Source organism: Leptolyngbya subtilissima AS-A7, assembly GCF_039962255.1.
GTDB lineage: Bacteria > Cyanobacteriota > Cyanobacteriia > Phormidesmidales > Phormidesmidaceae > Nodosilinea.
Window position 1 is genome coordinate 505,425 of the sequence record NZ_JAMPKY010000001.1, and the last position, 26,635, is coordinate 532,059.

Annotated in this window: 28 protein-coding genes and 1 tRNA gene; 16 read left to right on the forward strand and 13 right to left on the reverse strand. The window is 57.5% G+C overall.

What is annotated here, in order from left to right:
• Nucleotides 1–31: 31 nt before the first annotated feature.
• The 10 genes from NC979_RS02345 to xth form a co-directional block, all read right to left on the reverse strand.
• Nucleotides 32–1,552 carry an AAA family ATPase gene (locus NC979_RS02345; protein WP_190523360.1) on the reverse strand — a complete coding sequence of 507 codons (1,521 nt, stop codon included), beginning with the start codon at nt 1,550–1,552 and terminating at the stop codon, nt 32–34.
• 108 nt (nt 1,553–1,660) lie between these two features.
• Complete coding sequence (locus NC979_RS02350; protein WP_190523362.1) at nt 1,661–2,176, reverse strand: YceD family protein; 516 nt, start codon at nt 2,174–2,176, stop codon at nt 1,661–1,663.
• A 39-nt stretch (nt 2,177–2,215) separates the two neighbouring features.
• The gene (locus NC979_RS02355) at nt 2,216–2,731 is read right to left on the reverse strand and encodes a Jag family protein (protein ID WP_190523364.1); all 516 of its coding nucleotides are present in this window, start codon (nt 2,729–2,731) and stop codon (nt 2,216–2,218) included.
• Between the two features lie 3 nt (nt 2,732–2,734).
• Nucleotides 2,735–3,883 (reverse strand): membrane protein insertase YidC, encoded by a 1,149-nt coding sequence (gene yidC / locus NC979_RS02360; RefSeq protein ID WP_190523366.1) that lies wholly within the window; start codon nt 3,881–3,883, stop codon nt 2,735–2,737.
• Nucleotides 3,884–3,990: 107 nt separating this feature from the next.
• Nucleotides 3,991–4,386 carry a PH domain-containing protein gene (locus NC979_RS02365; protein WP_190523368.1) on the reverse strand — a complete coding sequence of 132 codons (396 nt, stop codon included), beginning with the start codon at nt 4,384–4,386 and terminating at the stop codon, nt 3,991–3,993.
• Nucleotides 4,373–4,750: a ribonuclease P protein component gene (gene rnpA / locus NC979_RS02370; protein ID WP_190523370.1), complete on the reverse strand. Its 378-nt coding sequence runs from the start codon at nt 4,748–4,750 to the stop codon at nt 4,373–4,375. Before rnpA ends, NC979_RS02365 begins: the two co-directional genes overlap by 14 nt.
• Nucleotides 4,751–4,849: 99 nt before the next feature.
• Nucleotides 4,850–4,987 carry a 50S ribosomal protein L34 gene (gene rpmH, locus NC979_RS02375; RefSeq protein WP_190523372.1) on the reverse strand — a complete coding sequence of 46 codons (138 nt, stop codon included), beginning with the start codon at nt 4,985–4,987 and terminating at the stop codon, nt 4,850–4,852.
• A 63-nt stretch (nt 4,988–5,050) separates the two neighbouring features.
• Entirely contained in the window at nt 5,051–5,626 is a 576-nt protein-coding gene (locus tag NC979_RS02380; RefSeq protein ID WP_190523375.1) for a DUF2808 domain-containing protein, read from the reverse strand.
• Nucleotides 5,627–5,838: 212 nt separating this feature from the next.
• Nucleotides 5,839–9,129: a DEAD/DEAH box helicase gene (locus tag NC979_RS02385; RefSeq protein WP_190523376.1), complete on the reverse strand. Its 3,291-nt coding sequence runs from the start codon at nt 9,127–9,129 to the stop codon at nt 5,839–5,841.
• A 221-nt stretch (nt 9,130–9,350) separates the two neighbouring features.
• Nucleotides 9,351–10,139, reverse strand: coding sequence for an exodeoxyribonuclease III (xth, locus tag NC979_RS02390; RefSeq protein WP_190523378.1), 789 nt, complete (start codon nt 10,137–10,139; stop codon nt 9,351–9,353).
• A 76-nt stretch (nt 10,140–10,215) separates the two neighbouring features.
• On the opposite strand from xth, the gene NC979_RS02395 reads away from it, so the two are divergent.
• The 8 genes from NC979_RS02395 to NC979_RS02425 all read left to right on the forward strand — a co-directional run bounded on the left by NC979_RS02395 (nt 10,216) and on the right by NC979_RS02425 (nt 16,508).
• A complete protein-coding gene (locus NC979_RS02395; RefSeq protein WP_190523380.1) occupies nt 10,216–10,497 on the forward strand; it encodes a Precorrin-3B methylase in 282 nt (93 codons plus the stop codon).
• Nucleotides 10,498–10,565: 68 nt separating this feature from the next.
• Nucleotides 10,566–10,638: transfer RNA gene (locus tag NC979_RS02400), tRNA-Ala, on the forward strand.
• 417 nt (nt 10,639–11,055) lie between these two features.
• Nucleotides 11,056–11,379 (forward strand): hypothetical protein, encoded by a 324-nt coding sequence (locus tag NC979_RS02405; RefSeq protein ID WP_190523383.1) that lies wholly within the window; start codon nt 11,056–11,058, stop codon nt 11,377–11,379.
• Nucleotides 11,327–13,594 (forward strand): hybrid sensor histidine kinase/response regulator, encoded by a 2,268-nt coding sequence (locus NC979_RS02410; protein ID WP_190523385.1) that lies wholly within the window; start codon nt 11,327–11,329, stop codon nt 13,592–13,594. Before NC979_RS02405 ends, NC979_RS02410 begins: the two co-directional genes overlap by 53 nt.
• A gap of 612 nt (nt 13,595–14,206) precedes the next feature.
• Nucleotides 14,207–14,995, forward strand: coding sequence for a 4'-phosphopantetheinyl transferase family protein (locus NC979_RS02415; RefSeq protein WP_190523387.1), 789 nt, complete (start codon nt 14,207–14,209; stop codon nt 14,993–14,995).
• Nucleotides 14,996–15,011: 16 nt separating this feature from the next.
• Nucleotides 15,012–15,362: a penicillin acylase family protein gene (locus tag NC979_RS25275; RefSeq protein WP_199309002.1), complete on the forward strand. Its 351-nt coding sequence runs from the start codon at nt 15,012–15,014 to the stop codon at nt 15,360–15,362.
• Entirely contained in the window at nt 15,277–15,738 is a 462-nt protein-coding gene (locus NC979_RS25280; RefSeq protein ID WP_199309003.1) for a penicillin acylase family protein, read from the forward strand. Before NC979_RS25275 ends, NC979_RS25280 begins: the two co-directional genes overlap by 86 nt.
• Nucleotides 15,739–15,815: 77 nt before the next feature.
• Complete coding sequence (locus tag NC979_RS02425) at nt 15,816–16,508, forward strand: iron-siderophore ABC transporter substrate-binding protein (protein WP_347403982.1); 693 nt, start codon at nt 15,816–15,818, stop codon at nt 16,506–16,508.
• Nucleotides 16,509–16,546: 38 nt separating this feature from the next.
• Here NC979_RS02425 and NC979_RS02430 read toward each other — a convergent pair whose 3' ends face one another.
• Entirely contained in the window at nt 16,547–17,509 is a 963-nt protein-coding gene (locus NC979_RS02430) for a TauD/TfdA dioxygenase family protein (protein WP_190523389.1), read from the reverse strand.
• 907 nt (nt 17,510–18,416) lie between these two features.
• On the opposite strand from NC979_RS02430, the gene NC979_RS02435 reads away from it, so the two are divergent.
• The 8 genes from NC979_RS02435 (at nt 18,417) to NC979_RS02470 (ending at nt 24,654) form a co-directional block, all read left to right on the forward strand.
• On the forward strand, nt 18,417–18,914 hold the full coding sequence (locus NC979_RS02435) for a protein tyrosine phosphatase family protein (protein ID WP_190523391.1): 498 nt from the start codon (nt 18,417–18,419) through the stop codon (nt 18,912–18,914).
• Between the two features lie 287 nt (nt 18,915–19,201).
• A complete protein-coding gene (locus tag NC979_RS02440) occupies nt 19,202–19,738 on the forward strand; it encodes an OsmC family protein (protein WP_190523393.1) in 537 nt (178 codons plus the stop codon).
• A 78-nt stretch (nt 19,739–19,816) separates the two neighbouring features.
• Nucleotides 19,817–20,293 carry an acyl-CoA dehydrogenase family protein gene (locus NC979_RS02445; protein WP_199309004.1) on the forward strand — a complete coding sequence of 159 codons (477 nt, stop codon included), beginning with the start codon at nt 19,817–19,819 and terminating at the stop codon, nt 20,291–20,293.
• Between the two features lie 53 nt (nt 20,294–20,346).
• The gene (locus tag NC979_RS02450; protein WP_348253519.1) at nt 20,347–20,970 is read left to right on the forward strand and encodes a hypothetical protein; all 624 of its coding nucleotides are present in this window, start codon (nt 20,347–20,349) and stop codon (nt 20,968–20,970) included.
• A 19-nt stretch (nt 20,971–20,989) separates the two neighbouring features.
• Nucleotides 20,990–21,820 (forward strand): ABC transporter ATP-binding protein, encoded by an 831-nt coding sequence (locus tag NC979_RS02455; protein WP_190523396.1) that lies wholly within the window; start codon nt 20,990–20,992, stop codon nt 21,818–21,820.
• A gap of 27 nt (nt 21,821–21,847) precedes the next feature.
• Nucleotides 21,848–23,128: an ABC transporter substrate-binding protein gene (locus NC979_RS02460; protein WP_190523398.1), complete on the forward strand. Its 1,281-nt coding sequence runs from the start codon at nt 21,848–21,850 to the stop codon at nt 23,126–23,128.
• Between the two features lie 81 nt (nt 23,129–23,209).
• On the forward strand, nt 23,210–23,989 hold the full coding sequence (locus NC979_RS02465; protein ID WP_190523401.1) for an ABC transporter permease: 780 nt from the start codon (nt 23,210–23,212) through the stop codon (nt 23,987–23,989).
• A gap of 53 nt (nt 23,990–24,042) precedes the next feature.
• Nucleotides 24,043–24,654, forward strand: coding sequence for a TetR/AcrR family transcriptional regulator (locus tag NC979_RS02470; RefSeq protein ID WP_190523403.1), 612 nt, complete (start codon nt 24,043–24,045; stop codon nt 24,652–24,654).
• Between the two features lie 293 nt (nt 24,655–24,947).
• Here NC979_RS02470 and NC979_RS02475 read toward each other — a convergent pair whose 3' ends face one another.
• A complete protein-coding gene (locus tag NC979_RS02475; RefSeq protein WP_190523405.1) occupies nt 24,948–25,421 on the reverse strand; it encodes an OsmC family protein in 474 nt (157 codons plus the stop codon).
• 124 nt (nt 25,422–25,545) lie between these two features.
• On the reverse strand, nt 25,546–26,535 hold the full coding sequence (locus NC979_RS02480; RefSeq protein ID WP_190523407.1) for an isopenicillin N synthase family dioxygenase: 990 nt from the start codon (nt 26,533–26,535) through the stop codon (nt 25,546–25,548).
• Between the last annotated feature and the right edge of the window lie 100 nt (nt 26,536–26,635).

A 26,635-nucleotide genomic window follows, 5' to 3' on the forward strand; every position in this document is an offset into this window, starting at 1 on the left:
ACAGCACCTCTTGGCAATCGGCATCGGGAAGCTAATCGCCACTGGGAAGAGTTGGGCGAAACCGGGAGTCGATACCGCCGCGGGATGCCATGCGGGCTTTGCCTGAGGCCGCCCAGGCTTGCAGCGCCTCAATTTGCTCCTGGGCAGTGCGGGCTAGAGGCACCATTTCGCTGGCGGCGGTGAGGATGTCGTCGGTGGTGAAGTCGCGGCTTTGACTAAAACCCAGGTGCATGGCCTCGACAATCGCCTGTTCGATCTCAGCCCCTGAGAAGTCGGGGGTTTCGTAGGCCAGCCGGGTGGTGTCAAAAGTTTTGAGAGTGTGGGGCCGCAGCCGCGAGAGGTGGACTTCAAAAATGGCCTGGCGATCGCTCTGGCTGGGCAGCCCGACAAAGAAAATTTCGTCAAAGCGGCCCCGGCGCAGCATCTCCGGCGGCAGCGCCTGAATGTTGTTGGCGGTGGCTACGACAAACACCGGTGAGGTTTTCTCCGCCATCCAGGTGATGAAGGTGCCAAAAACTCGGCTGGCGGTGCCCGAGTCGCCCCGGCCATCCATACCAGCAAAGGCTTTGTCGATTTCGTCAATCCACAGCACGCAGGGGGCCAAGGCTTCTGCCAGCTGAATCATTTGGCGGGTGCGGGCCTCTGACTCGCCCACCAGGCCACCAAACAGCCGGCCCACGTCGAGGCGCAGCAGGGGCAGGTGCCAGTGGTGGGCGATCGCCTTGGCGGTCAGCGACTTGCCCGTACCCTGAATGCCCAGCAGCAGCAGCCCGCGCGGATGGGGCAGGCCGTACTGGCGCGCTTTTTCGGAGAAGGCGGTGCCCCGCTTGAGCAACCAGTCTTTGAGGTTGTCGAGCCCACCGATGTCAGAGATCTGTTCCCTGGCAGGGTAGTAGTCGAGAATTTGGGTCTGGCGAATGCTTTGGCGCTTTTCGTCGAGAATCAGGTCGAGGTCGTTGGGGTCAAAGGCTCCGTGGGCGGCGATCGCCCGCGACAGCACCCGCCGAATGCGCTCTAGCGACAGCCCTTGGCAGGTGCGCACAACCTCCTCTAACATCGCTGGCGGCAGGTTCGTGCCGGTCGAGCCCAAGAGCTGCTGCACCTCGTGCCGAATGGCGGCGGCATCGGGCAGGGTAAACTCCAGCACCGTCACGGTCTCGCTCAGCTCGTCAGGAATGGTGAGCTGAGCTGAGAGAATGATCAGCGTCTTGGGTTGGGCCTTGAGCCGGCGGGCCAGGTTGCGCAACTTGCGAGAGATGGCAACGTCGTCTAGAAAGCGGTGAAAGTCGCGCAGCACAAAGATGGCTGGAGCCGTGGCGGGCAGCTTTTCCACCAGTTCTAGCGCTTGCAGAGGGTTGCGCTTGCCAAAACCTGCGTCGTTGAGGTTGCCCTGGTAGCCATCGACAAAATCCCAGGTGTAGAGGGCGCGATTGCCCTGCTGGGTGGCGCAGGCCGCGATATCGGCCTCGGCCCGCTCTTCCTCGGCGGTGGCGATGTAGATAATCGGGTAGCGGGCGCGAATCAATAAGCCCAGTTCGTCAGTAAAACCCATGTCAGCGCGACTCAGTTATCCCATAATGCTCAGTTGATGTCTCCAGCCTATCGGATTTTAAGGAGTCTCTGATTCTCTCGTGAGCATGAAGCTGTAGACTTCTGTTCTTTAGCGATCGGGCTGGTTGAGCTGCTGCTGAAGCTGAGTCAGGGCGGCCCAGCGGTGGTCTACGGGTTGGGCAGCGGCTGTCCCCTGCCCTCGCAGCTCAATACCGGGGCAGTCTTCGTCGCAGATCTGAGGCATAGGTAGCGACAGGCAAATCTGTTCGTAGACCCAGGTTTCAGGGTAGAAGTGACCATTAGGGGGTAGGGTTTCGAACAGGTCCTCCACCGCCACCTCCCGTTCTAGCGGTAGGGTGGCGGGGTCGGGCTCATTCTCAAGCCAAATCAGCTCCTGGGCCGACAGCGCTACGCGGTGGTTGTAGGCCTGCAGGCAGCGATCGCAGGTCAGCGTCACAATCGTATCGGCTCTGGCTTTGACCTCCAGGTAGGTGCCCTGGTGGGTAATCGTCATCTCGCCCCGCACGGGGGTTAAAGTCTCCAGCTCCGCCAGGTGCTGGTCAAGCTCAACGGTGAGAGTCTTCTCAGGCCGCTGTAGCAGGTGGGGAATATAGACTTTCTCCATTGTTTTTGCCTCCCATGGCTCGCGCTATCTCTGTGCGACCTAGCCGTCTGTAGCCTCGTTGTCCTGCTGCCCAGCTAAGCAGACCACCAAACGGCGATCGGGCTCGCGGCCCCGGCTGAAGGTGGCCAATCCCTCGTGGGCCGACATGAAGTGGTGCATTTGCCGCCGCTCCGCGGACGAAAGCCCCTGAATTTCGTACTCCTCACCGCTGGCCAGCACACGCTCTGCGGCTTCAGCAGCCATGGTCTTAAGTTCTTCGAGCCGCTTAGCTCGGTAGCCCGCTAGCTCGATGGTAAAGGCCTGCTGCTCCGCCTGCCCTTTGCCCAAATTGAGCGTAGTGTTGGCCAAATACTGAATTGAGTCAAGCACCGTGCCGCCGTCGCCGATCAACGCCTGCACCTGCTCGGGCGACAACGTGTCTTCAGCAATGGTGAGCCAGCAGCTCTCCCCAGACTCGTCTTCGACCGGGTGGGCAGTGACAGTGCTGGTTAACCCCTGCATGGTAAGCAGGGTCGTTAGCCAGTTTACCCCGGCTGTGGCAGCATCGGTGACCATAGGTTACGCCTTTTTCTTCTTGCTACGCCCGGGCTCAAAGGGCAGGGTCTGCCGATTGTCCTCGGTCTTGACAGTTTCGGCATCGACGATTTTTTGCAGATTCTCAGGCAGGGGCTCTCGCGAAAGAATAAACGTCTGCAGGGTCTGGAAAATGTTTGCAATCAGCATATACATCAGCACCCCGGCGGGTAGGGGAAAGAACAGGAACATGCCGGAGAAGATGATCGGCGTGAACTTGTTAACAGCCGCCTGTTGAGGATTATCGCTGGTGGTAGAGCCCTGGCCCGAGAGCACCTGGTTCAGGTACAAGCTGGCCCCAAAGCCCAGAATCATAATCAAAATATCCCAGTGAATGGCACCGTCTTCACCGGTTACACCAATCCGGCCCAGGGCTTTGATGAACAAAAACCCTTTGTTGGCGGCCAGACCGGGAGCCTGCACCCGCACGGTCGCCTCACCAGGAGCCAACGCGGTGATGTGACCCTCGGCATCGACCGCAACGACATCCTCACCCTTGGTGATCTCCCATTTGGGCTGGAAGCTGTCTACGTCTTCGTTGTACTGGGAAGCCAGCGCTTCAATAGTTTCGCCCTCGGCGGTTTGCAGGCGCACGTCGGTTTTTTCGCCCACCACGAGCTTATTGCCACCGGGCATCACCGCCGAGATGGGGAAGTGAGAACCGTCAGACACGTAGATAGCCTTAGGGGGCGTGGTAAACACTTGGGGCTGAATCTGCTCAATCTTTTCTTGGGGAAAGACCTGAACGTTGACGTCGTAGTTGATGTCAGAGAACGGCGACCCCCGCAGGGTGGCAAACAGGGCAAAGAGAATGGGCATTTGTAGCAGCACCGGAAAGCAGCCTGCTAGGGGGTTGCCAAACTCTTTGTAAACCCCGCTCATCTCTTCTTGCAGCTTGGTGGGGTTGTCTTTGTAGCGCTCTTGGATCTCTTTAACGCGCTTTTGCATCAGGGGCTGGGCCACCTTCATGCGTCGCATGTTGCGAATGGAGCCCGCGTTGAGGGGGTACAGGGCGAAGCGAATTACCAGGGTGAGGGCCACAATGGCTAACCCGTAGCTGGGCACGATTCCATAGAAAAAATCTAGGATCGGCAACATGATGTTGTTAGTCAGAAATCCAATTCCAAAATCCATGGGCACCTGAACCCTGCTACAGGGGATACGACGTTAACTGCTCAGTTACCTAATCTACCCCATCGTTGGGGAGGCAAGCCGCCCCAACGGGTTGGGATTGCCGTAAGTTAGCTTTTGCTAGAGGTGCCGCTGACGGCTTCAGCTGCTGGAGAGATGCGCTCGTTCATATATTCGTACACCTCGCGAAAACGGGGCATAGAGCGCAGTTCTAGGCGGCTGCCATCTTTAAGGGTGACGACCATATCGCCCCAGAGGCCCAGCCCGCGAGGCACCGTGACAATTTTACTAATTTCGTTGTAAATCAGGTCAGTGCGCTCACGCCCCATCCAGCCGCCGGTTACCGACAGCCGCCGGCTGGTGATGCGGTAGCGCAGCCAGAGGGCACGGGTAATGGCTCCAACCGTGAGGGGAAGGCAGATAATTGTGAAACCCAGCAAAATATTGAAAATCAAATCGCCAATGTGGGGGCCGCCCTCATAGAACACATCCTCACGAATGCCCATGGAATACCTCTAGCTTGGTAAACAACTGCTCCAATTCTCGCAAAAATTCGCCATATTCGCACTCGGCCGCCTCTGGCTTGAGGCTGATGACGATCCACTGAGCGGGATGCAGACGGGGCAGTAAGGTGCGCAGGGCGGCGCGCACTCGCCGCTTGAGGCGGTTGCGCACTACGGCTCGCTTGTGCACCTTAAGGCTTACAACAATGCCGATTCGCGGCGCAGAGCCGTTGGGTGCCCCGGCCTTGGCCGCAGGGGGTACTGACCACACGCGCAACAACAGATGAGCAGAGGCCGCTTTTCTGCCCTGCCGATAGACCTGGGAAAAATCTCGCGATCGCCGCAGCCGATGGTGTTTGGACAGCACTACCGATCCTCAACGCGCAACAATAGCCCCAGAGCTTAAGGTAGCCCCAGGGCTATGTAATGATCTACAAACGATGAATGAGGTAAACCCCAGCCAGCGCTAGACTGCGAGCTTGGCCCGACCCTTGCGGCGGCGAGCTTTAATCACCTCCTGGCCGGTGTGGGAGCGCATACGAGCGCGAAATCCGGAGGTTCGCTTTTGCTTTCGGTTGGTGCCCTCTAGGGTGCGCTTGCTCATGGCTTAGTCTCTGCCTGTTTCTGCTAAAAAGTCACGGTCTCATATAATAGCACCCGCTGGCTCCTAGCGGCTGTGATCATTGTCTGAGGCAATTTCCATGGGCCAGGTGCCAACGTACTGGTTGACCACGTCGCCTTGGTACATCATTCTCAAATTGAAGTAGTGGTAGCCATAGCGGCGGGGGTTGCGCACGTCGGAGAGCACCACCACCAGGTCGGTGTTGGCCTCAATCGGCTGCTCAGGGATGATTTCAATGCGGTTTTCCTCCTGAATCCAGTCGATAGCCTTGACTGGAATAACTTCACCACCGCGCCACTCACCCTTGCGTAGCTCGATGGCGTCGGCGTCAAACCGACCGCCCACTTCGGTAAAGGTATCGGGATAGTCAATTTCTAGGGAAATTACATCGCGCGGCAGCTTGGTGCGCATGATGTTGAGGTAATAGCGGGAGTCGGTGCTGAAGGGATAGTTGAAATCGATCATATATCTGAGGCGATATTCAACCTCAACGCCGCCAAAGATGGTCAACCCGGTTTGAGCCTGGATCGGCTGGGGCAGCGCGGTGCTGAGGCCGACCGCTGTGGCCACAGCGGCCAGCCCGAGGGCGGCCAATTTAAGAAATTTCTTAAGGGATGTCATGGTTTACCTCCAATGAAAACTGTCTGGCCGGGTAGCTTGGGGCAACCAATCTAGGCCACCCATCACAATAGCTCTAGCGGCATAAAGGCGCACTCCGATCTGTGCCAGTGGTGCAACCGGGTTCCTGATATTGGGGAATTATACGGAATTAGCCCCTAAACCTCTCCCGATCCTACCATTTAGCCTCTGTTCCTCAGGGCCTGCTGGCGGAGCTACTCGTCGTCGTCGATGATGGCATTGCGATCGAGCAGCAGCAGGTTGCGCAGCTGGTCGGTGTCGAACTCGGTGAGCCAGCCTTCGCCCGCGCTAACTACCTGCTCGGAGAGGGCTTTTTTGCTTTCGATCATCTCGTGGATGCGCTCTTCGAGGGTGCCGGTAGTGACAAATTTGTGCACTTGCACGTTGCGGGTCTGGCCAATGCGGAAGGCGCGGTCGGTAGCCTGATTCTCGATCGCCGGGTTCCACCAGCGATCGTAGTGGAATACATGGTTAGCGCGGGTGAGGTTGAGGCCGACGCCGCCCGCCTTGAGAGACAGAATAAACAGGCGCGGCGCGGCGGGGTCATTCTGGAAGCGCTCGACCATGGCCTCGCGCTGATTTTTGGTAGTGCTGCCGTAAAGAAACAGCGCCTCTTGACCCAGATAGGACTGGAGGTGTCGCTGGAGCAGCTTGCCCCACTCGGCAAACTGGGTAAAGATTAGGGCGCGATCGCCCTCGGCAATCACTTCCTCTAGCATTTCATCGAGCCGTTGAAGCTTACCCGATCGCCCCTTTAGCCCCAGGCTCGACTCCTGCAAAAACTGAGCCGGGTGGTTGCAGATCTGCTTCAACCGGGTCAGGAGAGCGAGAATTTGCCCCTTGCGCTGTACTCCGGTGGCGTCGTCCAGGGTTTCTAACGCCGCATCGACGGTCTGCTGATAAAGGTTGGCCTGCTCGGCCGACAGACCGCAGTACACGCTCATCTCCTGCTTTTCGGGCAGGTCTTGAATGATGCTGCGATCGGTTTTAAGGCGGCGTAAAATAAACGGCTGCACCAGACCCTTCAGCGCCTTAAGGGAGGCCACATCGCCATAGCGCTCGATGGGTGTGGCAAAGCGCCGTTGGAAGAAATTCTTTGGCCCTAGGTAGCCGGGGTTGAGAAAGTCCATAATCGACCACAGCTCACCTAGGCGGTTTTCTACTGGGGTGCCGGTCAGGGCAACGCGGAACTGAGCCTCGATCTGGCGGGCCGCCTTGGACTGCTTGGCGTCGGAGTTTTTGATGTTTTGAGCTTCGTCGAGCACCAGGCAGGGCCAGCTCACCGACTGGAGGGGTTTGAGATCGCGATAAATTAGCGCGTAGCTGGTGATCACCAGGTGTTTGCCCTGCACGGCTTTGGCAAAGCTGGCCCCCTTGGGACGGCGATCGCCATGGTGCACCAGGGTTTTAAGCTTAGGGGCAAACCGCTTGACTTCCTTTTCCCAGTTGCCTAGCACTGAGGTGGGGCACACCAGCAGTACCGGGGTCTCAAGCCAGCCGTTGTCTTGCAGGTAGAGCAAAAAGGCAATCAGCTGAATGGTCTTGCCCAAGCCCATGTCGTCGGCCAGGCAGGCCCCTAGGCCCCACTGTTCTAAAAACGCCAGCCACGACACCCCGCGCGCTTGGTACGGCCGCAGCTTGCCTTTAAAGCCGCTGGGGGCCTCCATTTCTTCGAGAGTTTGGTTGCCGGTGGTGAGGGTTTCAATCAGGGTTTGCAGTGCCCCGGTGGCCTCAAAGCTGACCACCGGCAGCCGATCGATCAGCTGGGTGTCGCCGGTGCTAATTCGCAGGGCGTCTTCCACTGACAGAGGCGTGGCGGTCTTTTGGCCTGCCAAGAACTGCCGGGCCGCCTTCACATCTTGGGGCTTGAGCTCGACCCAGCGCCCGTTGATTTCGACCAGCGGTGAGCCCTGGTTGATCAATTGCTCAAACTCGGCGGCGGAGAGGGTTTCCCCAGCGATCGACAGCTCCCAACGAAAGTTGAGCAGGCTCTTGAGACCGAGCCGCTGCCGCTGGTTTTGGGGCGGCACCTCCGCCTGCACCTTGAGACCCAGTCGCCCAGCCCCGTCTTCGGCCGTTTGGGCTAGGCCAGGGGGCAGTTGGACCTCGACGCCGTTGTCTTGCAGCTGCCAGGCCGACGCTTTAATAAACTGGTAGGCCTGGATCGGATCAAGATCGCAGTGGGCCGGATGCTGCTGACGCAGACTCTCGCGAATCGGTTCGTACAGCCGGGCAGCGCGCCCCAAAGCTCCTAATAGGGTTTCTTGAGGTGATTTGAGGGTCGCCCCCTGGTGATGCAGCTCGTCTACAGGATGCTGCCAGATCAGATCTGCCCCCATCTGCCAGTCGGGGTTAGCGGCTGACTGAAGCTGGTACAGAAGCTGCCAGGGCTGATCGAGCTGTGGGGGTGGCTGTAGCACTAGACGCAGGCGAAACTGGGTGGCGGGGTCTTCCGCCAGGGTCTGTAGTGGCGTGGTCCAGGTGATGAGGGCCTCTTGCAGGCGAGCGGCAGCGGCGGCGGGGGCCTCTAAAGTACTTTCTGGCTGGCTTAGGGCCTGAAGCCACGGCTGTAGTGGTAGCTCTTTGCTGAGATTGGCCAGACCGCTGAGGGACTGTGCCTGGGCAGCCTGGCGCACTTGGTGGTCGACCAAGGCAGCTAAAAAGGTGAGTAGTTGAGGCTGAGGGTCGAGGAGGGGAACTCCGCAGCCTAGGGGAAGCTCGCCCTTGGCAATGGGCGGCAAATGAGTGCGAGAAATCAGAGGCATGGCTCGCGCGAAATTGCGCAGTCGCTCCTGGTCGGGGGCGCTATCAAGCAGGGGGTGCCAGCCCGCCGCCAGGGTTTGACTAGTAAGCTCTAGGCCCGGCAAAAACTTGCCCCGAGCCAGAAGATTGAGCCCCCAGCGAGCAATGTGGCCCCAGTAGCGCAGGTCAGCTCCGATTTCGCCGGGGCCAGTGAGAGTTTGCTGTCCCAGGGGCAAAGCCAGCAGCATCGGCAAAAAGTCGGCTATTCCCAGGTGCCACCCCTGCACTCGCCAGGGGTGGAGCACCATATTGGCCTGGGCCGAATCGTCGGTCTGGGCATCGACTCGGGCTGAATGGACTGGCACGAGGGCCGATGGCGTAATCTGGGCGGGCAGCGGCAGGGCCAGCTCTCCCCAAATCGGTCCGATGGCGCGCGTCGCTGCTTTTGGTCCGCGTGATGCCCCTCGCCGACCGCTGCTTTCCGGTGCTTTTTTGGCGCTTTTGCCAGTGCCCGCCGCCTTGGTTAACGCCTCTGGAAATAGCTCCCCATTTGCAGAGCGGCCCACTAGCTGCTTTTGCATGGCGGTGAGCACCTGGGCTAGGTCGGTTTGAGCCAGGGAGTAGGGATGGGGGTGCAGGCCGTCCCAGGGGGCGAGCCCATCCGGCGGCAGGGGCTGCCAGGCTTCGGCCCAGAGAAAGAACTGCTGCGCCTGGGGAACCCAACTGACGTGTAGTATTGCCATTAGCCCTGTATCTACGACTCGCTCAAAAGTTTGGCATGGGTTGGGAGCAGGTAGATGGGGCCAGTTACCCCTCAATTGCGGGTCAAACGCCAGTAAATACTCCGGCGGGTAAGCCCATTTCCAATGCCCCGTCCTTGGTTACGCCTGGTGTGCAGAAAACCTGCTTAGTTCGCCTATCTTACCCTCTCCGGTTGGCCCTAATTGGGTACCCTCTAGAACCTTTAGGCATATTCCATAATGACTGGGGTGTGGTCGCTGGGTTTTTCCCAGCGGCGAGGTTCGAGGTCAATGGTGCAGCTGAGGGCGCGATCGCTCAACCCCGCTGACAGATAATGATGGTCAATGCGCCAGCCCATATTCCGCTGAAAAGCGGCGGTTCTATAGTCCCACCAGCTAAAGTGACCCCCCTCATCGTTAAATAGGCGAAAGCCATCCTTGAGCCCTACCGCCATTACCTCCTTGAGCGCCTCTCGCTCGGTGGGCGAAGACATAATGTGTTTCTCCTTGCCTTCGGAGTTGTAGATATCTTTGTCTTCAAGGGCGATGTTGAAGTCACCGCAGACGTTCAAGTTGGGATGCTCGGTGAGTAGGGCAGCCAAACATTCTTTTAAGCAGGCTAGCCAGCGCAGCTTGTACTCGTACTTTTCGCTGCCAACAGAACTGCCGTTGGGCACGTAGAGGTTCACTATATAGATGTCGTCCCACAGCCCGGCGATCACCCGCTTTTGGTCATCTAAGTCGCCGACCCGATCTTCCCCCAGCACGGGAGCAAAGCCGTATTGCACCTTATCTAGGGGCTGACGACTGAGCAAGGCTACTCCGTTATAGGACTTTTGGCCGTGGATATAGGCGATGTACCCCAGCTCGGAAAAGGCTGCTGTCGGAAACGTCTCGTTGACCACCTTGGTCTCTTGCAGGCACAGCACGTCCACGGGGTTAGTTTGCAGCCACTGGGTCGCATGATCGAGGCGCGATCGAATGGAGTTGACGTTCCAGGTGGCAACTTTCATAGAGGGCGGTAAGGTGAAAAGAGATTAGTCACAGTGTTCTAGCTTAAGGGCTTGACTGCCCAAAAGGATCGCGCCCGTGCCGCCAGAATCTCCCCTTGAGGGAAAAGCTTTAGTTAAGGAAGTGTGTCGCCGCATTCGGCTAGCTCGCAGCTATTGGGATGCCCACAACAACGCAGCCTGCCGGGGTGAGCGAGAAAAGGCGCTGGCCCTCTACAACACTCTGACCAAGGAGCAAAAAGACGAGATTCCTCAAACCCTGCGGGTGTGGCTGCGCTACCGCAGCGAGAAATATTTTGGCGCGCATCAAACGCAGCCAGGGAATAAGGGGCGATCTGCTAAGGGCCGAGGTAAGAAGTAGACAGGGGTTTTGGTAGAATACTGGCAAGTTCAGGGAAGTTAGCTCAGTAAAGGTGCATCGCACAACAAGGGGAATTAGCTCAGCTGGTAGAGCGCTGCGATCGCACCGCAGAGGTCAGGAGTTCGAATCTCCTATTCTCCATCTTTGAAAACACCTCAAACCATTACGCAACAAGGAACACATCCTTTGTTGCGTTTTTATATTTTGGCTACTTTTAGATCGATTTAGGCCGTTCTAGGCACTTTGGGAACTCTTGGGCACTCTCGGAAACCCTTGTGGTTGAGTGTTTTGAAGGCCTTTTTGATGCACTAGTACTATGCTCAGAGGTGCCAGACACTGCGGTCAGGCTCCTATCGTAATAAGTAGATTCCAAAAACTTAATAAGAGCACAGGTTCGGTTTTAGTCAGAAGAGACCGCTAATCCTGCGATGGCGAGTTGACGGATCGAACAAGAAAGTGTTGTGAAGTTGCCCAAGTTCATCACCCACCGGCACCCCTACCCGCTTTCAGCAAAAGGTAGACGATGGCGGCCGCTGGTACGAGGTCTATGTCTTTCGAGTGGGAGACCCGGCCCGGCGCCAGATCGGCATCTTGATTAACGACATTAGCGATCGCAAGCAGGCGGCCCTCGCCCTTCAGCGCCAGATTCAGCAAGAATATCTGCTCAACGACATCAACGAGGATATTCGCCAATCTCTCGATCTAGAGGCGGTACTGGCACGGGCGGTGGAGCGCAGCCAGGTAGTGCTAAAAAGCGAGCGGGTGGTTGTGTTTCGGTTGGTAGGCAGTGAGGAGGGCCAGGTGATTGCCGAATCGGTGGGCAGCGAGTTTGCGCCAATTCTCGGCAGCACCATTCACGACCCCTGCTTTAGCGATCGCTAAAGCAGGGGTCTATCGCCAGGGCCGAGTAGGGTCGATTGATGACTTAGAGCAGGCCGATATTGAGCCCTGCCACGCCAACCTGCTGCGGCAGTTTCAGGTCAGGGCCAATCTGGTGGTGCCGATTTTGCGCAGTGAGGCCGGGGCGGATGGCGACCACCAGAGCACCGATCTCTGGGGCCTGCTGATTGCCCACCAGTGCGCCGCCCCTCGCCAGTGGCAGCCCGCCGAAAAGGCCCTGCTCAAGCGCATTGCCAGCCAAACCAGCGTTGCCATTCAGCAGTCAGAACTCTACGGCCAGGTGCTGCAAGAACTCCAGGAGCGCGAACGGATGCAGCAGGTGCTGCAGGAGAGCGAGGCCCGGTTTCGCACCCTCAGCGCCACCGCCCCCATTGGCATTGGCCAGCTCGACAGTCAGGGGCGCTGCGTCTACACCAACGCCCGCTGGCAGGCGATCGCAGGGCTGAGCGCTGAAGCATCCCTCGGGAAGGGCTGGCTGCAGGTGGTGCACCCCGAGGATCGGCCCCGCCTGGCCCTCGTCTGGGAAGAATATCTGGCCGGTTGTCGCCCACGCCTGCCCGAGTTCCGCCTGCTCACCCCCCAGGGCGACCTGCGCTGGGTCGAGGGGGCGATCGCCCCCATTCATACTGCTACGGGCGACATCAGCAGCTACGTCAGCACGGTCGAAGACATTACCCAGCGCAAAGAGGCCGAGCGCCAGCTGCGGCAGCAGGCGGCCCTGCTCGACATTGCCTCTGACGCCATTTTTGTGCGCGACCTCGACCACCGCTTGCTCTACTGGAACCACGGGGCCGAACGTCTCTACGGCTGGAGCGCCGACGAGGCCCTCGATCGCCCGGTGCACGATCTGCTGGACGGCGACCTGCCCCAGCTGAACAGCATTATGCAAACCCTCTACAGCGAGGGCGAGTGGCGTGGCGAGCTGCACGAGGTCACCAAAACCGGCCAGTCAGTGATCGTATCGGCCCGCTGGACCTTGGTGCCCGACGAGGCGGGTCAGCCCCGCTTCATTCTCTCGGTGGAGACCGACATTACCGAGAAAAAAGCGCTCGAAGCCCAGTTTTACCAAGCTCAGCGGCTAGAGAGCTTGGGTCGCCTCTCTAGCGGCATTGCCCACGACCTCAACAATGTGTTTACCCCCATTTTGACCATGACCCAGATGCTGCGCTATAGCCAAAAGGGCCTCAGCGGCAATGCCCAAGAGCAGCTGCGCCTGCTCGAAGACAGCGCCAAACGGGGCATCAGCATGGTGCAGCAAATCTTGTCGATCACCCGCTCCAGCAGTGGGGTGCACACTGAGGTTGACCTGTCGCCGCTGCTGCAAGATCTCAGCCGCATGCTGGAGCAAAGTTTGCCCCGGCAGATCACGTTGCGACAGGTGGGGTTTGAGCCTGGGGTCGCGCTGCCCCGGGTTAGTGCCGACCCCACCCACCTGCACCAGGTGCTGATGAATCTCTGCGTCAACGCCCGCGACGCCATGCCCGATGGGGGCACGCTCACCATTGCTGCCGAGCCAGTGGCGATCGATGCTGCCACCACGACCATTCACCCCGATGCCCAGGTGAGCCAGTATCTGCGGCTGACCGTGGCCGACACGGGTACGGGCATTGACCCAGCGGTGCGCGATCGCATCTTTGACCCTTTCTTCACCACCAAGGGCCAGGATCAGGGCACCGGGCTGGGGCTGGCCACGGTGATGGGCATCGTTAGAGGTAGCGGAGGCTTTGTGCGGGTCGAAAGCGCGGTGGGGCAAGGCACCCAAATGCAGGTCTATCTGCCTGCCCTATCTACCACCCAGAGCGACAGCCCCCAGGCTGCCGGGCCAGAGACTCCCCCATCGGGCCAAGGAGAGATAATTTTACTGGTCGATGACGACGACTCGGTGCAGCAGGCCGTGCGATCGCTGCTAGAAAACTACAACTACAGCCCCCTGATCGCCAGCAACGGCCTGGAGGCGATTGATCTCTGTGCCCAGCACCAGCCCACCCTGGTAGTGCTCGACATCATGATGCCCGGCATGGATGGCCTCACCCTGATTCAGCGCCTCAAGCACCGCCAGCCCGACCTTCTGATCATTGCTACCAGTGGTCTAGCCACCTACCAGGCAGCGGCGATCGCCGCTGGAGCCAAGACCTTTTTGCCCAAGCCCTACGATTTTCGCGATCTGCTCAGGACCATAGCCGACCTGCTGCGTTAACCCTCTACTCGCTTTGACTCCGATGAGCCACTCGAACCCGCCCATTGCCCGCTGTGGCTAAGCGTTGGCAACCAGCTCACCCACTCTATTGGTTTTGGCGGTCCCGAGAATTATGGTGAGTCTGTTTCTACCCATAGCTTTTTGGTAATCGGCGTTGACTCAGCCTGGCTCCTAGGGCTCAGCTAGATGTTCTACAAAACGATATTCACACCGCTATGGTTCGGCCCGCGGTCAAACGCTCAGCGTTATTCGCTATATTCCGTGTCCTGTTCAAACAGCTTTTAGGACGTGTTAGAAAACTTCGACCTTTCTTTCTGCTGTTGATTATCAAGAAGGCTTAGTGTCCAAATATTTACCTGCTGCGTCTTGGCAAGTGTTTTAAAGATTGGCTGAAGAAATCTTGACATTGCCACTCCAGTAAGGCTCAATCCTTATTGAGATTAATTTTCATTTGTCTGTGGGAGGTCTATGGGCTGTAAGCCTTTGACTTCTGTTCATACTTGGTACAGGCGTTTGGGGCTATAGATACTGCTGGGTAGCGTCGAGGCAGGCTAAACCCTAGTAGCGTTTTGGTAGCAATACCAAAGCGCTGCCACCTACATCTGAGAGCCTATGGCAACCACTCGGCTGAGCCAAAACTGGCTGTTTCCGGCCACTGTCCCGCTATTTGGCGGGGGGGATGAGGTGCATGTTTGGCGCATAGATTTGTCGTTAGCTCCAGCTTGTCTAGAGCGGCTTCAGCTACTGCTTTCTGCCGATGAACGAGCGCGGGCGGGAAAATTTCGATTTCAGCGGGATCGCGATCGCTTCACAGCCACTCGGGGGTGTTTACGGCTGCTGCTGGGCCACTATCTGGGGGTAAAACCGGAGACCCTGCAATTTTGCTACGGACCCAATGGCAAGCCTGCCCTTCAGTTACCGTTTGCAACGGCGCTCTCGTTTAATGTCTCGCATGCTGGCGATTGGGCTCTAGTCGCCATTGGCCAAGGGCAACCTGTGGGTGTCGATCTGGAATGTGTTCAACCTAATTATGCTTGGCAAGAGGTCAGTGGTTTGGCGCTCTCACCGAGGGAACGGGCGATGTTAGCGGCGCTGCCACCGGAGGCCCAAAGTGCTGCCTTTTTTAGGCTTTGGACGGGTAAAGAAGCCTATGTCAAAGCGACAGGGGAAGGGCTATCAAGGCCCTTTAACCAGCTAGAGGTTTGGGAATTTGATCGGTTAGAGGCTGACGAAGATTTGGCGGCTACGTCGGTGCACTTGCCCGACCCCGAAGTCCCTGAAAGGAATCAACTCTGGTGTTTGTATCTGCTCCACCCCGTGCCAAATTATGTTGCCACCTTGGCGGTCCTGGGGCCTGCCGCCCTGAGCTGTTGGCAATGGCACGCTGAACTTTTAGCCTAAGGGCAATTGATTAGACATGATGCTGACGCAAAAACTGGCGATGGTTGGTCACCCCTGGCTCGGTCTGCGCCGGGGGTTACGCCGGGGTGTAGCCCTGCTGCTAGGGGTCGTGATGATGGTGACGATTGGCTTTTGCAGCCCGAGCTCGGCCCAAAGCTCCCTTGAAATTCTCTGGGACACCTATGGGGTACCGCACATACACAGCCGAGATGCCCAAGGGCTGTTTTATGCCTTTGGCTGGGCGCAGATGCAGAGCCACGCTGATTTGCTGCTGCGGCTGTATGGTCAGGCGCGGGCGGGCGGCGGAGTACTGGGGAGAAGACTATCGCGACTCGGATGTGTGGGTGCGCACGATGGGCATTCCTGAGCGAGCAGCAGAGTGGTACACCGCTCAAAACCCCGATTTTCGCGCCGATCTAGAGGCCTTTGCCGCAGGCATCAATGCCTATGCTCAGACCCATGGCGATCGCATTGATCAGGCTTTTGCTCAGGTTTTGCCCGTGACGGCTATCGATGTTTTGGCCCATCAGCAGCGAGTGCTGCATTTCACCTTTGTCGTGAATCCGGAAGAAGTTGCCGATTTAGCCCTAGAGGCTGGTGACGAGTCGGCACGCTCGCCTGTCAGACCTCTCCCTCCACCCGGCTTCCTCCGACCGCCGCATGGTGCAGCATCCTCTAGGGGAGACCTGTGTGCCCATGCAGCCAAGTCGAGTGGTCGCCCTCAATCACACCACTGCTGGTAATTTGCTGTCGATGGGGATAACCCCTATTGGGGTGGCCAGCAACTTGCTGCCCCAGCTGGCTGAGCGATTGCAGGGGGGTGCCACGTCTGGGGCAGAGCGAGCAGATCAATCTAGAGGCGTTGGCGGTTCTACAGCCTGATTTGATTATTGGGTTTACCTCGGATCTAGAGGTTACCTACGACAAGCTGTCGGCGATCGCCCCTACCGTTGCTTTTGAGATGCAGACCACCACCGATTGGCAGCAGCCCTTCCGCTTCCACGGCCAGGTTCTGGGTATGGTGGCCCAGGCCGAGGCGGTGCTGGGCCAATATCAACAGCGAGTAGAGGCCTTGAGAAGTCAACTGAGCGCATCGCCTATGCAGGTCTCTCTGGTGCGGGTGATGGCGCAGTCAAGCCAGGTCAGTTTGTACCTAAAAAACTGCTTTGGCGGCTCTATCTTGGCCGATATTGGCTTTGACCGGCCCCCCGCCCAAAATAACGGCACCCCTAAGCAGCCGCCTTTTACCAAACAAATTGGCCGCGAAGCTCTGCCCGAGGCTGATGGCGACGTGATTTTGCTCTTCACCTTTGGCGCGACTCCAGAGGTTGCCGCCGAAGCCGAAGCTGAGTTAGAGCGCCTGCGAACCGTCTCCCTTTGGCAGTCGCTGCGGGCCGTGCAGAAAAATCAGGTCTACAGCGTGGGGCACTATTGGGGCTCGGGCAACAGTCCCCTAGCGGCGGAGTGGGTGCTAGCCGATATTGAGCAATATTTGATTAAACCCGCCACCTAGCCAGGGAAATAGAAAAAACTAGAGCGCCTTTATCCCTGTCAAGATGCAACCGCTGACAGCCCGGTATAGGCGGCGGAATCACCCTTCAGGGCTAAGCTGGTTTCGCCATTGGCGTTGATGGGCAGATCGCCTGCCACCGTGACCCGACGCACACGGCGGGGTTGACCGTCATAGTCGTAGACCCCGTAGTGCTGGGTAGCCCGGTTATCCCAAAAAGCGACATCGCCCAGCTGCCAGCGCCAGCGCACGGTGTTTTCGGGTCGGGTGACGTAGCTTTGCAGCATGCGCAGCACATCCGCCGACTCAAACGTCGAAAGGCCACGAAGGTGACGCACAAAGCCACCGAGAAAGAGGCAGCGCTCTTGAGTCTCGGGGTGAACACGCACCACTGGGTGCAGGGTTTCGTAAACAGTGGCTGAGAATTTTTCTTGGAATGCTCTGGCTTCGGCGGAGAGAGATTGGGGTGCGGCAGCGTAGTCGTAGGCATTGCTGTGGATGGCCCAAGCACTGTCGGCCAGGGTTTTTAGGCAGGGGGGCAGGTCTTGGTAGGCGGTGACGGTGTTGGCCCAGAGGGTGTCGCCACCCGCAGGAGGCAATTCTAAAACACGCAACACTGAACCCAGCGGCGGCCGATCGACAAAGGTGACGTCGGTGTGCCAAAAGTTGGTGCGCGACGGGGTGCGGCCATAGTCGATATCGAGAACGGCGGGGTGGTCGGCGGGCGGGGCCACTGTGGGGTGAGCGCCGGTAATGTCGCCAAAGCAGCGGGCAAAGGCCACTTGACTAGGGTCATCTAGCGATTGGTTGCGAAAAAAGATCACTTTGTACTTCAGCAAGGCCTGGCGAATTGCAGCGACGGTGCCATGGTCAAGAACCGGCCCAGAAGGGCGATCGCCCAGCAGCCCTCGCAAATTTACCCCTCGAATTTCGGCCCCAATGCGTCCGCTGAGGGGTTGAATATCAAGGTCAAGGGCCACTGGGCGAAGGCTAACTGAGCTCATCGTTATCACTCCAAACATTAGTGTGGTGGGATGTCTCCCCGCCCTCACATAGCTCACGGCGGGGCAAGAGTAGAAAAGTCCGAAATTTTGATTAATTCTCGACCAACCGGTTGATTGATCGTGGCCGTCAAACACTCAGCCTGAAAAAGCAATAAGCCAAGTTAATTTTGAGATTCAGCTTACAAAAAGCAAATCTACTGTAATCCGGTCGGCTTGCCGGGGTAATTAATTCTGTACAGAGTAGCATGGTTTTTTCTTTGGTTGCTAGTGCTTATCTGCGTTTTTTGAATCTAATTTCTTAAAGAGTTTACCGCTAATTCAAATGTTTCTGACGCTACAATTTTTAATAAAAACAGACTTTGTGGAAGCTAAAAAATATCTGATCTACTAAGTTTTTTACTTGATTCTCTATTTAAAGTCCTTTTTTATGGCATTGTTCTTAAGTTATTCAGTGCCTTGAGTGTTTCTTCAAGAAATGTTGTCTCAATTACTTTTGAGAAACACTTAATGCAAAACATTGTTTTCTGGGCAACAAATATCTTTGCTGACACTTGCAATAGGTAAGGCAGCTGCCAATGAGTTCAGCAAAATAAGCCGAGATTTTTAATCACTTTTATTTAATCTACTGTAAACCTATCGACAAACCGTTCTTTATGTGGCAACTTGGTTAAATAAAGTTTTAGATAGCTGCTAAGCCAGATTTTTTGCAAGGTTCTATTAAGTGTCAATAGGGTTGGAAGATGCTCCGACCCATACTCTTTTTGCTGGCAATATCGCGGCTCATCTCGGTGATGCATCTTGCGGTAGGGCGATTTGTCTTTGCAAGCGCGCTATCTGTAGCAGACCTAGATGAATGACGGTTTGGCAATGGCAGTCACTAACCCTAGATTTTGCTGAAGGATGAACGATGGAATACGGAACAAAGGTGACCGATACCTTGACTACCATGGGGCAGGTGCGAGTCGAACAGCTGCAAGAAGCGGTGCAGGAAGGATTCAACTCAGTGTTGAACCTGAGAGTGCCCAATGAGCTGGGGTTTTGGGCCGGGGAGCAGCAGGTCGCAGAGTCTTTGGGGCTGTGCTATGCCCACATTCCCCTTCGGCTAGAGCATTTAGAAGAAGCGGTGATCGCTCAAATTTTGCGGCAGCTCGATCAGTTACCTAAGCCGGTGTTGGTACACTGTGCGGCTGGAATGCGATCGACCGCTATTGCCCTATTGAGCACTGCGATCGCCGAACGACTCACCCCCGAGCAAACCGTCGAAAAAGCCTACGCCATTGGCTTTCATTACATCGACAACACCCTAGTCAGTCCCCAGCTTAAGGAGCGTTTTTTCGACTATGTGGCCCAGCATTCTAAGGCGAAGCATCCGGCGGAGCCTCAAATTGAGGCCTGGGCAGCCTGAGTAAAAAGGTATGGATGGGAGGGGGTGGGCGGAAGATATCTCCTGCCCATCCTGAGCCCGAGCATCGACTATCAATTCAAATTAAATCTCAATTGGAATTCAATCGGCTTGCATTTCAAGCCAAGTTATGGCAATCTTCAGTTTCAACAACAGCAATTTCCTCCGACAGGTTGACACGATTCGGCTTCTAGCCAGGCCGAATTCTCGAGTGCAGAAGTAGCCCTAAGAGAATGCCTCAGGCTTTCTTCTGATTGAATTGTGTAGAACGTTCTATTTGAATGCATGCAATGACTCAACTAACTGCTAAAAGCCAAGGACTGCGCCCTGTGAGCCCAGAGGGTCTGAAGGGACTAGCCGAAAAGGCGCGCAACAACCCCAATGCGATCGCTACCGTCAAGGCCAAAACTATTTGTGAAGGTCAGTTTCGCAATCTCACCTACGTGCGCGATCTGCCTGCTCACGTGATCGACGAGCCTCCCACGTTGTTGGGGCAGGACACCGCGCCCAACCCCTCGGAGGCCGTGCTAGCGGCGTTGGGTTCTTGCCTGTCTGTGGGTATTCATGCCAACGCCATCGGGCGCGGCATTCAGCTCACCAAGCTGGAACTGGAGTTGGAGGGCGACATCAACATTACGGGCGTTTGGGGCATTGGCGACCTTTCGGAAAAGCGCCTGGGCTTTAGCGACATTCGCGTCAAAGTCAATATTGAGGGCAATGCCAGCCGCGAAGAGCTGGACAACTTGGTGGCCCACGCCAACGATTGGTCGCCTGTGGCCAATACCCTACGGCTGCCGGTGAACGTCGAGGTTGCCCTGGCCCAGTAAGAAGTGAGGATTGGGGGAACGGCCCAGCACCCCTACTCCATCACTCCCCGACCCCTTACTCCTTACCCCCTCACCCCCATGCTCCCCAACGCCCTACTCGATCGCGCCTCGGAACCTTTCCCGCCAGCGGTGGTTCCCTTTGACCTTGCAGAGATTCAAAGCGCGATCGACCAGCATCTAGCTCCTCTGGTGCCCGCCATTGACCAAGAGGGGGTTTATCCCAGCCAGTTTATGCACCGCCTGGGCGCTCTGGGTGGCTTTGGCCAGACCTTCAGCCCTGACTTTGGCGGCCGGGGTCATGGGTTTCGCGCGGCGGTGCAGGTGATTGAGGCGGTGTCTCAAACCTGCCTGTGCACGGGGTTTATTACCTGGTGCCACATCGCCTGCGTCTGGTATGTCCAAAACGCCGACAACGTTGCTCTAAAGGAGCATTTGCTGCCCCAGATTGCCAACGGTGAGGTGCTGGCGGGGACGGGGCTGTCGAACCCGATGAAGCACTTTGCGGCGATCGAAAAAATTGCCCTGGTAGCTGAACGGCGAGAGGGGGGTATGTAATCGACGGGCTACTGCCTTGGGTATCGAACCTAGGGCCGGGGCACTACTTTGCAGTGGTGGCCAAAATTGCCGGCAGCGATGACTACCTGATGGCGATTGTTTCCGATCGCCTGCCGGGACTAACCCTGAAATCGACGGCTCACTTCATTGCCCTAGAGGGCAGCAACACCTTTAGCTGCCAACTGCGCCAGGTATTTGTATCCGACGAATGGATTTTGGCAGCCCCCTGCGCCGACTATATCGATCGCATTAAGCCAGGCTTCGTGCTGGCCCAGGTAGGCATGGGGCTGGGGGTTATCCAGGCCTGCGTTGACAGCATGAAGCGGTCGAATCAGCGCTATGACCATGTAAACAACTACCTAGATGATTCGGTAGATCGCATTGAGGCAGATTTGGGGCGGTTGCGATCGCAGACCTACGCCCTGGCTGACACCCTCAATGCGCGGCCCCCCTACTGTGACCCTGGCTTCTTGCGACGGGTGGTGCAGGCCCGGGCCGACGCCTCCGAGCTGTCGCTGCGGGCCTCCCAGGCCGATATGCTCCACGCCGGGGCCAGGAGCTATTTGCAGGGAGGGGCGATCGAGCGCCGTCTGCGCGAAGCCTACTTTGTGGCCATGGTCACCCCGGCTCTCAAGCATTTGAAAAAAGTCTTGCAGAATCTACCTGCTACCCCATAATCCGGAGCGCATCAGTCCTATGAATGCTCGATTGCATCCGTCTTCGTCCCCGGTTGTCCAGGGAAATTCGACTGACCGTGCTGCCTTAGTGGTGGACGATCTGGCCAAGCAGTACACCACCCCTCAGGGACCGTTCACGGTCTTTGACGGCATTCACCTGACGGTGCAGTCCGGTGAGATTGTCTGCCTGCTGGGGGCCAGCGGCTGCGGTAAGTCCTCTTTGCTCTCCACCATTGGCGGGCTACAACCAGCAGACCGGGGGCACATCTACCTACAAGGCGATCGCATTCAGTCCCCCGATCCCCGCATTGGGCTGATCTTTCAGGAGGCCGCCCTGTTGCCCTGGCTGACGGTGCAGCACAACGTTGCCCTGGGCCTACAGCTCAGCCACATGCCGCGCCTCTCGCGTCCGGCACTGCGCAGCCGCATTGACCAGGCCTTGCTCAGTGTAGGGCTAGAAAAATTCCACCGCACCTATCCCCGCCAGCTCTCGGGGGGGATGGCCCAGCGGGTCGCGATCGCCCGCACGATTGCCCGCGATCCGCAACTACTGCTGATGGATGAACCCTTCAGCGCCCTCGACGCCATTACCCGGCTAGAGATGCAGCAGCTCCTGCTGGGGATTATCGCTCAGCAGCGTTGTGCTGCCCTGCTGGTTACCCACGACATCGACGAGGCGCTGCTGCTGGGCGATCGCATTTTGCTGATGAGTCGCAACCCTGGTCGTATCTATCGCGAATGGGTTGTCACCACTCCCCAGCCGCGAGTGCGCCACACCGAAGGCTTGATGGCCCTGCGCGCCGAGATCTTCACCGCTTTATCTGAAGTGATGGCTCGCTCCACCCTATAACTCCCACCCATCCCCCCCCAATCCTTTATGAACTCTCTCTGTGCCTGCTGCGGCCTCAACCGCCGCAACTTTCTTAAACTTGCCTCCCTCTTCTCTGGCTCTGCGGCCCTCAGTGTAGTCGCCGGGGGCTGTGGTACCCAGTCCACTACCGCTGAGAACACCGCTTCTGAAAGTACGCCAGCGCCGAATACCGCCGCTGGCAATCTCGATCAGCCTGTCAAAATTGGCTATCTGCCCATTCTCGACGCCTCTCCCCTGCTGATTGCCCACGCCAATCAACTCTACGAAGCCGAAGGACTCACCACCGAGCAGCCCATTCTGTTTCGCTCTTGGGCCGACATTGTCGAAGCCTTTTTGGCTCGACAGGTTAACGTGGTGCACTTGCTCAGCCCCATTACTGTATGGCTGCGCTACGGTGCTCAAAAAGTACCCGGCAAAATCGTCGCCTGGAACCACACCGACGGTTCAGCCCTCACGGTTCAGCCCGATATTAATGATGTAAAAGATCTGGGCGGCAAGGTGATCGCCGTACCCTTCTGGTACTCCATTCACAATGTGGTGCTGCAACAACTGCTGGGACAGGCGGGTCTCACGGTGGTAACTAAGGCTGGCACCGAGCCGATTCAGCCCGATGAAGTCAACCTGGTTGTCATGCCGCCCCCTGAGATGGTGTCGGCTCTGGCTAACAAAAGCATTGCTGGCTACATCGTGGCTGAACCCTTCAACGCTGCTGGTGAAACCTCCGGCAACGGCAAGGTACTGCGGTTTACCGGAGACGTGTGGAAAAACCACGCCTGCTGCGTCGTCTTTTTGCACGAAGACGACCTTACCCAGCGCCCGGAGTGGGCCCAGGGCGTGGTGAATGCTGTTGTCAAGAGCCAAGTCTGGATTCGCGATCATCGCGCCGAGGCGGCCAAACTGCTCTCAAAAGAAGGGGGCAGCTACACTCCCCACCCCGAGGCGGTGCTGCAAAAAGTGCTCACTGGCTTCGATGCTGCCGCCTACGCCAAACAGGGAGCAATTCAACACCCCGACTGGGCCGCCCAGCGTATCGATTTCCAGCCATACCCTTTCCCCTCCTACACCGAGGAGCTGGTGCGGTTGCTCCAGCAAACCCAGGTGGAGGGCGACAACGGCTTTCTACAGGGGCTACAGCCCGCCGAGGTGGCCCGCGACCTGGTAGATGACTCCTTCGTAAAGCAGGCCTTGCAGGCGGTAGGCGGCCCCCAAGTCTTTGGCCTACCCGACTCCCTACTGCGCGAAGAAACCCTCCAAGTCGCCCGTCTAGAGCATTCATCGCAGGCCTAGGTTGTCAGCGGTCGGAGTTCTGAACACTCCCCCCACCCATCCACCCGCCACCCATCCACCCCCTACCCCTACCCCTCACCCATGTCCCTCACCGCCGCTCCACCCCGCCGCCACCTTCGCTCCGCCCTTCCCATCTCCCTCTGGGGATTGCTTGGGACGCTGCTGCTCTGGTGGCTGGCTACCACGCCCCTGTGGCACAGCGGTGTGATTGGCGATTTTTCACCGGAGCGAGCCTTTGCGGCGATCGGGCAGCTCGTGGTTTCGGGAGCGATCTTCCCGCACATTTGGGCCAGCCTGCGGCGGGTATTTGTGGGCCTGTTCGCCGCTACGCTGATTGGCATTCCTCTGGGGTTGTTGATTGGCCTGTCGCGGGTGCTGGAGCAGGCGACATCGGTGCTGTTTCAGTTCGTGAGGATGATTTCACCGGTGTCGTGGATGCCGGTGGCGGTGATGGTGTTTGGCATTGGCGACTGGCCAGTCTACTTTTTGCTGACGGTGGCCGCCGTTTGGCCGCTGATATTGAATGCGGCAGCGGGGGTGGCAGCGGTCGATCGCCGCTGGCTACTGCTGTCGCGCAGTCTCTGCGCCACCCGTTGGGAAACCGTGGCGAAGGTGATTATGCCCGCGACGATTCCCCACTTGCTGACGGGGCTACGGTTGGCCGTGGGCATTATTTGGATTGTGCTGGTGCCGGCAGAAATGCTAGGGGTGAGAGCAGGGTTGGGCTATTTTATTTTGGATACCCGCGATCGCCTCGCCTATTCAGAGCTGCTGGCTGGCATCTTGATCATTGGTGCGATCGGCTACCTGCTTGACGCCACCTTTCGCTGGGCGAATCAGGTCTGGCAGCATCGGTCATAATCTTACTCAGACCTGATTAACTCTAGGCTGATCGCATTGGAGCAACGCCAGGGATGGTTCATCGCAAACGCACCCGTGAAGACATCCTTGAGGCCATGCTTGGCAGGGTGCACCGCAAGGGGCTAAATGGCATCGGGCTCAATGAGCTGTTCAAGGTGAGTGGGGCCTCCTCTGGCAGCTTTTACAATTATTTTGCCTCTAAAGATGAGCTGGGCCACGCGCTAATTGATTTTGACTGGCAGCGGCTCAAGACCCACCTGATCGACCCGGCTGCTGCCCAGGCCGATGACCCCATTGCCCAGATTTTCTGGATGATTGATGCGTTGGAAGCCAAGCACATCAACGGCGGCGACTGCTTTGGCTGCTTTCTCGGCAACCTAGTGGTGGATTTAGCTGAGTACGACCCGGCCTATCGCAACCATTTGATTGAAGTGTTTAAGCAGTGGCAGCAGGCGTTTGCCAATCGACTGGTCTTGGCTACGGCCAAGCTCAAGCCAGGGGTTGAGCCTCAAGCCCTGGCGGAAGAACTCTTGACGCTAATTCAGGGGGTGCTGCTGCTGGGGCGGCTTTACCAGCAGCCCCAGCGGTTAAAGGCCGGATTTGACCAGGTGCGCCGCCACCTGCGCGAGGCTTTGATAGAAGAACCTGGTACTGGGTTGGGATGAATTTGACGGGCGGGGTGGATGGGTTTGGGGGAGTGGTTAGATTTTGGTAGGGTTGTCGGTGGCGGCGTAGGTCTCGCCAGGGCGATCGCGGTAAATTACATCGTGCGCCACCCAGACTGTAGCCCGACGTTTTCTCACACCAGGGCGAAATACAAAAGCCCAAACCGAGTGAACTCGGCCCAGGCAGCAACTCAGCGTTAGTTGCGATCGCCCACTATGGCTACCGCAAAGATTGAGGGCAGAGGCAATGGAGGGGCCACAACGACCGATCGTTAACCATCGCCCGCTACGCCCTAGGCTCGAATCGACCAGTGGTTGCTAATTGGGATGCCGCTGCGCTGGAACAGCTGAAAAATAGGACATCGGCGCTCGGTCTCAGCTTGTAGGGTTTGAAAATCTGTGGCCGATGCACTGGTATCCACCACTGCGCGAATGGCAACCTGTTCAAAGTTAGGGTTGCCGTTTCGCGAGCCATTCACCAGCACAGCGGTGTCGAGGTCTGCGCGAATGTCAAACTCAAAGCCATTGAGCTGAATACCCAGATCCTTCGCAACCAGCTGAGCCGTGACCTGGGAGCAGGAGATCAGCGAACTCAGGGCATAGGCAATGGGGCTAGGGTGCTCGTCGTGCCCGCCAAACACCGGCGCTCCGTCAACCTGAATGATGTGCTGGGAGCCATCAATTTCAATAACTTGAGCCACCCCCTTGCCCTGAGAACGCAGTTTAAATGTGGCAGTCGTTGGCTTGACGCGAATAGCTGCGGTCATAGATTGTTCCGGTGTGAATGTTAGCTGCGACTGGAATCATCCTTCCACACCTCGCTTGAAATTGATGTGAATCGAGATACATTTACAAATGAATTGGAGTTATTCTGTCTCTCCTTCTCACCCTTCACTCAATCACCTCCCGCCTCAGTTGCGGAAACACCTTCCCCACTTTCCCCAGCACATAGTCGCCATAGGTGCCCTCAAACAGGCTCAGGCTAGCCCCATCCCAGCGCTCCTGCCAGTTGTCCGGTTGTGATTCAACCAGTGTGGGGATGGGCTGAATCTTAGCCTCAAAATTGGGGTCAAAGAAAAACGGAAAAGAGAGCCGGTCGTGGCCCGATCGATTCTTTACTCGGTGGGGCGTAGAGCGGTATAGGCCGCCAGTGATGCGATCGAGCATGTCGCCGATGTTGCAGATAAAGGTATTGGGAACAGGCGGAGCCTCAATCCAATGGCCTTGAGACTTTACCTGTAGACCTCCTAGGTGGTCCTGCTTGAGAATGGTCAACAGACCGTAGTCGGTGTGCTCGCCGACCCCCCACTGGTCGCTATCACTGGCTGCCGCAGGATAGTTAAAAATGCGAAATAAAGTTAGCGGGTCGTGGGTATAGCGCTCCTCGAAATAATCTGCCTCCAGCCCCAAACTAAGCGCAATTCCTCGCATTAAGACGTGACCCAGCTCCGTCATCGCCGCCATGTAGTCCAACACTGTCTGGCGCAGTTCGGGCAGTGTGGCGGGGAAAAGGTTCTGCCCGTGCAGAGGGGTGCCCGCCTTCACCAGAGGATGGCTATTGTCAAGTTCGGCCCCCAGGTAAAGCCCCTCCTTTAAATCAGGTTTGCCCGACGTCAACTCTCCCCCGACCGGGAAGTAACCCCGCCAGGCCCGCCCGCCTTTGGCCATGGCAATTTGCAGTTTGACAGCCGCATCTTGGGCAAAAAACTGACGACTGAGGGTTTCGAGCCGCTGCTGCAAGCTCTGGTCAACGCCGTGGCCGGTGATATAAAAGAACCCATACTGGCGACAGGCTTGCCCCAGCTGCTCGGCCACCACGGTGGATGACCCTAAGGAGGTACGCAACAACGTGATGTCGATGATGGGGATAGTCTCTAACACAGTTAATCGTCGTTTTTTAGGTTAGAAAAATTGGCTCGGCTGTGAACAGCCAATAGGATTACTCCACTCTAAATGAGCGGTGAATTTTGAGCGGCTTATT

Excerpts from the sequence above, each read along its gene's own strand:
- NC979_RS02380 (WP_190523375.1), bottom strand. The coding sequence starts at position 5,626 with ATGACATCCCTTAAGAAATTTCTTAAATTGGCCGCCCTCGGGCTGGCC.
- NC979_RS02455 (WP_190523396.1), top strand. The coding sequence starts at position 20,990 with ATGAATGCTCGATTGCATCCGTCTTCGTCCCCGGTTGTCCAGGGAAAT.
- NC979_RS02475 (WP_190523405.1), bottom strand. The coding sequence starts at position 25,421 with ATGACCGCAGCTATTCGCGTCAAGCCAACGACTGCCACATTTAAACTG.
- NC979_RS02465 (WP_190523401.1), top strand. The coding sequence starts at position 23,210 with ATGTCCCTCACCGCCGCTCCACCCCGCCGCCACCTTCGCTCCGCCCTT.
- NC979_RS02350 (WP_190523362.1), bottom strand. The coding sequence starts at position 2,176 with ATGGAGAAAGTCTATATTCCCCACCTGCTACAGCGGCCTGAGAAGACT.
- rpmH (WP_190523372.1), bottom strand. The coding sequence starts at position 4,987 with ATGAGCAAGCGCACCCTAGAGGGCACCAACCGAAAGCAAAAGCGAACC.
- NC979_RS02440 (WP_190523393.1), top strand. The coding sequence starts at position 19,202 with ATGACTCAACTAACTGCTAAAAGCCAAGGACTGCGCCCTGTGAGCCCA.
- NC979_RS25275 (WP_199309002.1), top strand. The coding sequence starts at position 15,012 with ATGATGCTGACGCAAAAACTGGCGATGGTTGGTCACCCCTGGCTCGGT.
- NC979_RS02445 (WP_199309004.1), top strand. The coding sequence starts at position 19,817 with ATGCTCCCCAACGCCCTACTCGATCGCGCCTCGGAACCTTTCCCGCCA.
- xth (WP_190523378.1), bottom strand. The coding sequence starts at position 10,139 with ATGAAAGTTGCCACCTGGAACGTCAACTCCATTCGATCGCGCCTCGAT.
- NC979_RS02385 (WP_190523376.1), bottom strand. The coding sequence starts at position 9,129 with ATGGCAATACTACACGTCAGTTGGGTTCCCCAGGCGCAGCAGTTCTTT.
- yidC (WP_190523366.1), bottom strand. The coding sequence starts at position 3,883 with ATGGATTTTGGAATTGGATTTCTGACTAACAACATCATGTTGCCGATC.
- NC979_RS02430 (WP_190523389.1), bottom strand. The coding sequence starts at position 17,509 with ATGAGCTCAGTTAGCCTTCGCCCAGTGGCCCTTGACCTTGATATTCAA.
- NC979_RS02365 (WP_190523368.1), bottom strand. The coding sequence starts at position 4,386 with ATGGGCATTCGTGAGGATGTGTTCTATGAGGGCGGCCCCCACATTGGC.
- NC979_RS02415 (WP_190523387.1), top strand. The coding sequence starts at position 14,207 with ATGGCAACCACTCGGCTGAGCCAAAACTGGCTGTTTCCGGCCACTGTC.
- NC979_RS02355 (WP_190523364.1), bottom strand. The coding sequence starts at position 2,731 with ATGGTCACCGATGCTGCCACAGCCGGGGTAAACTGGCTAACGACCCTG.
- NC979_RS25280 (WP_199309003.1), top strand. The coding sequence starts at position 15,277 with ATGGTCAGGCGCGGGCGGGCGGCGGAGTACTGGGGAGAAGACTATCGC.
- NC979_RS02345 (WP_190523360.1), bottom strand. The coding sequence starts at position 1,552 with ATGGGTTTTACTGACGAACTGGGCTTATTGATTCGCGCCCGCTACCCG.
- NC979_RS02470 (WP_190523403.1), top strand. The coding sequence starts at position 24,043 with ATGGTTCATCGCAAACGCACCCGTGAAGACATCCTTGAGGCCATGCTT.
- NC979_RS02460 (WP_190523398.1), top strand. The coding sequence starts at position 21,848 with ATGAACTCTCTCTGTGCCTGCTGCGGCCTCAACCGCCGCAACTTTCTT.
- NC979_RS02435 (WP_190523391.1), top strand. The coding sequence starts at position 18,417 with ATGGAATACGGAACAAAGGTGACCGATACCTTGACTACCATGGGGCAG.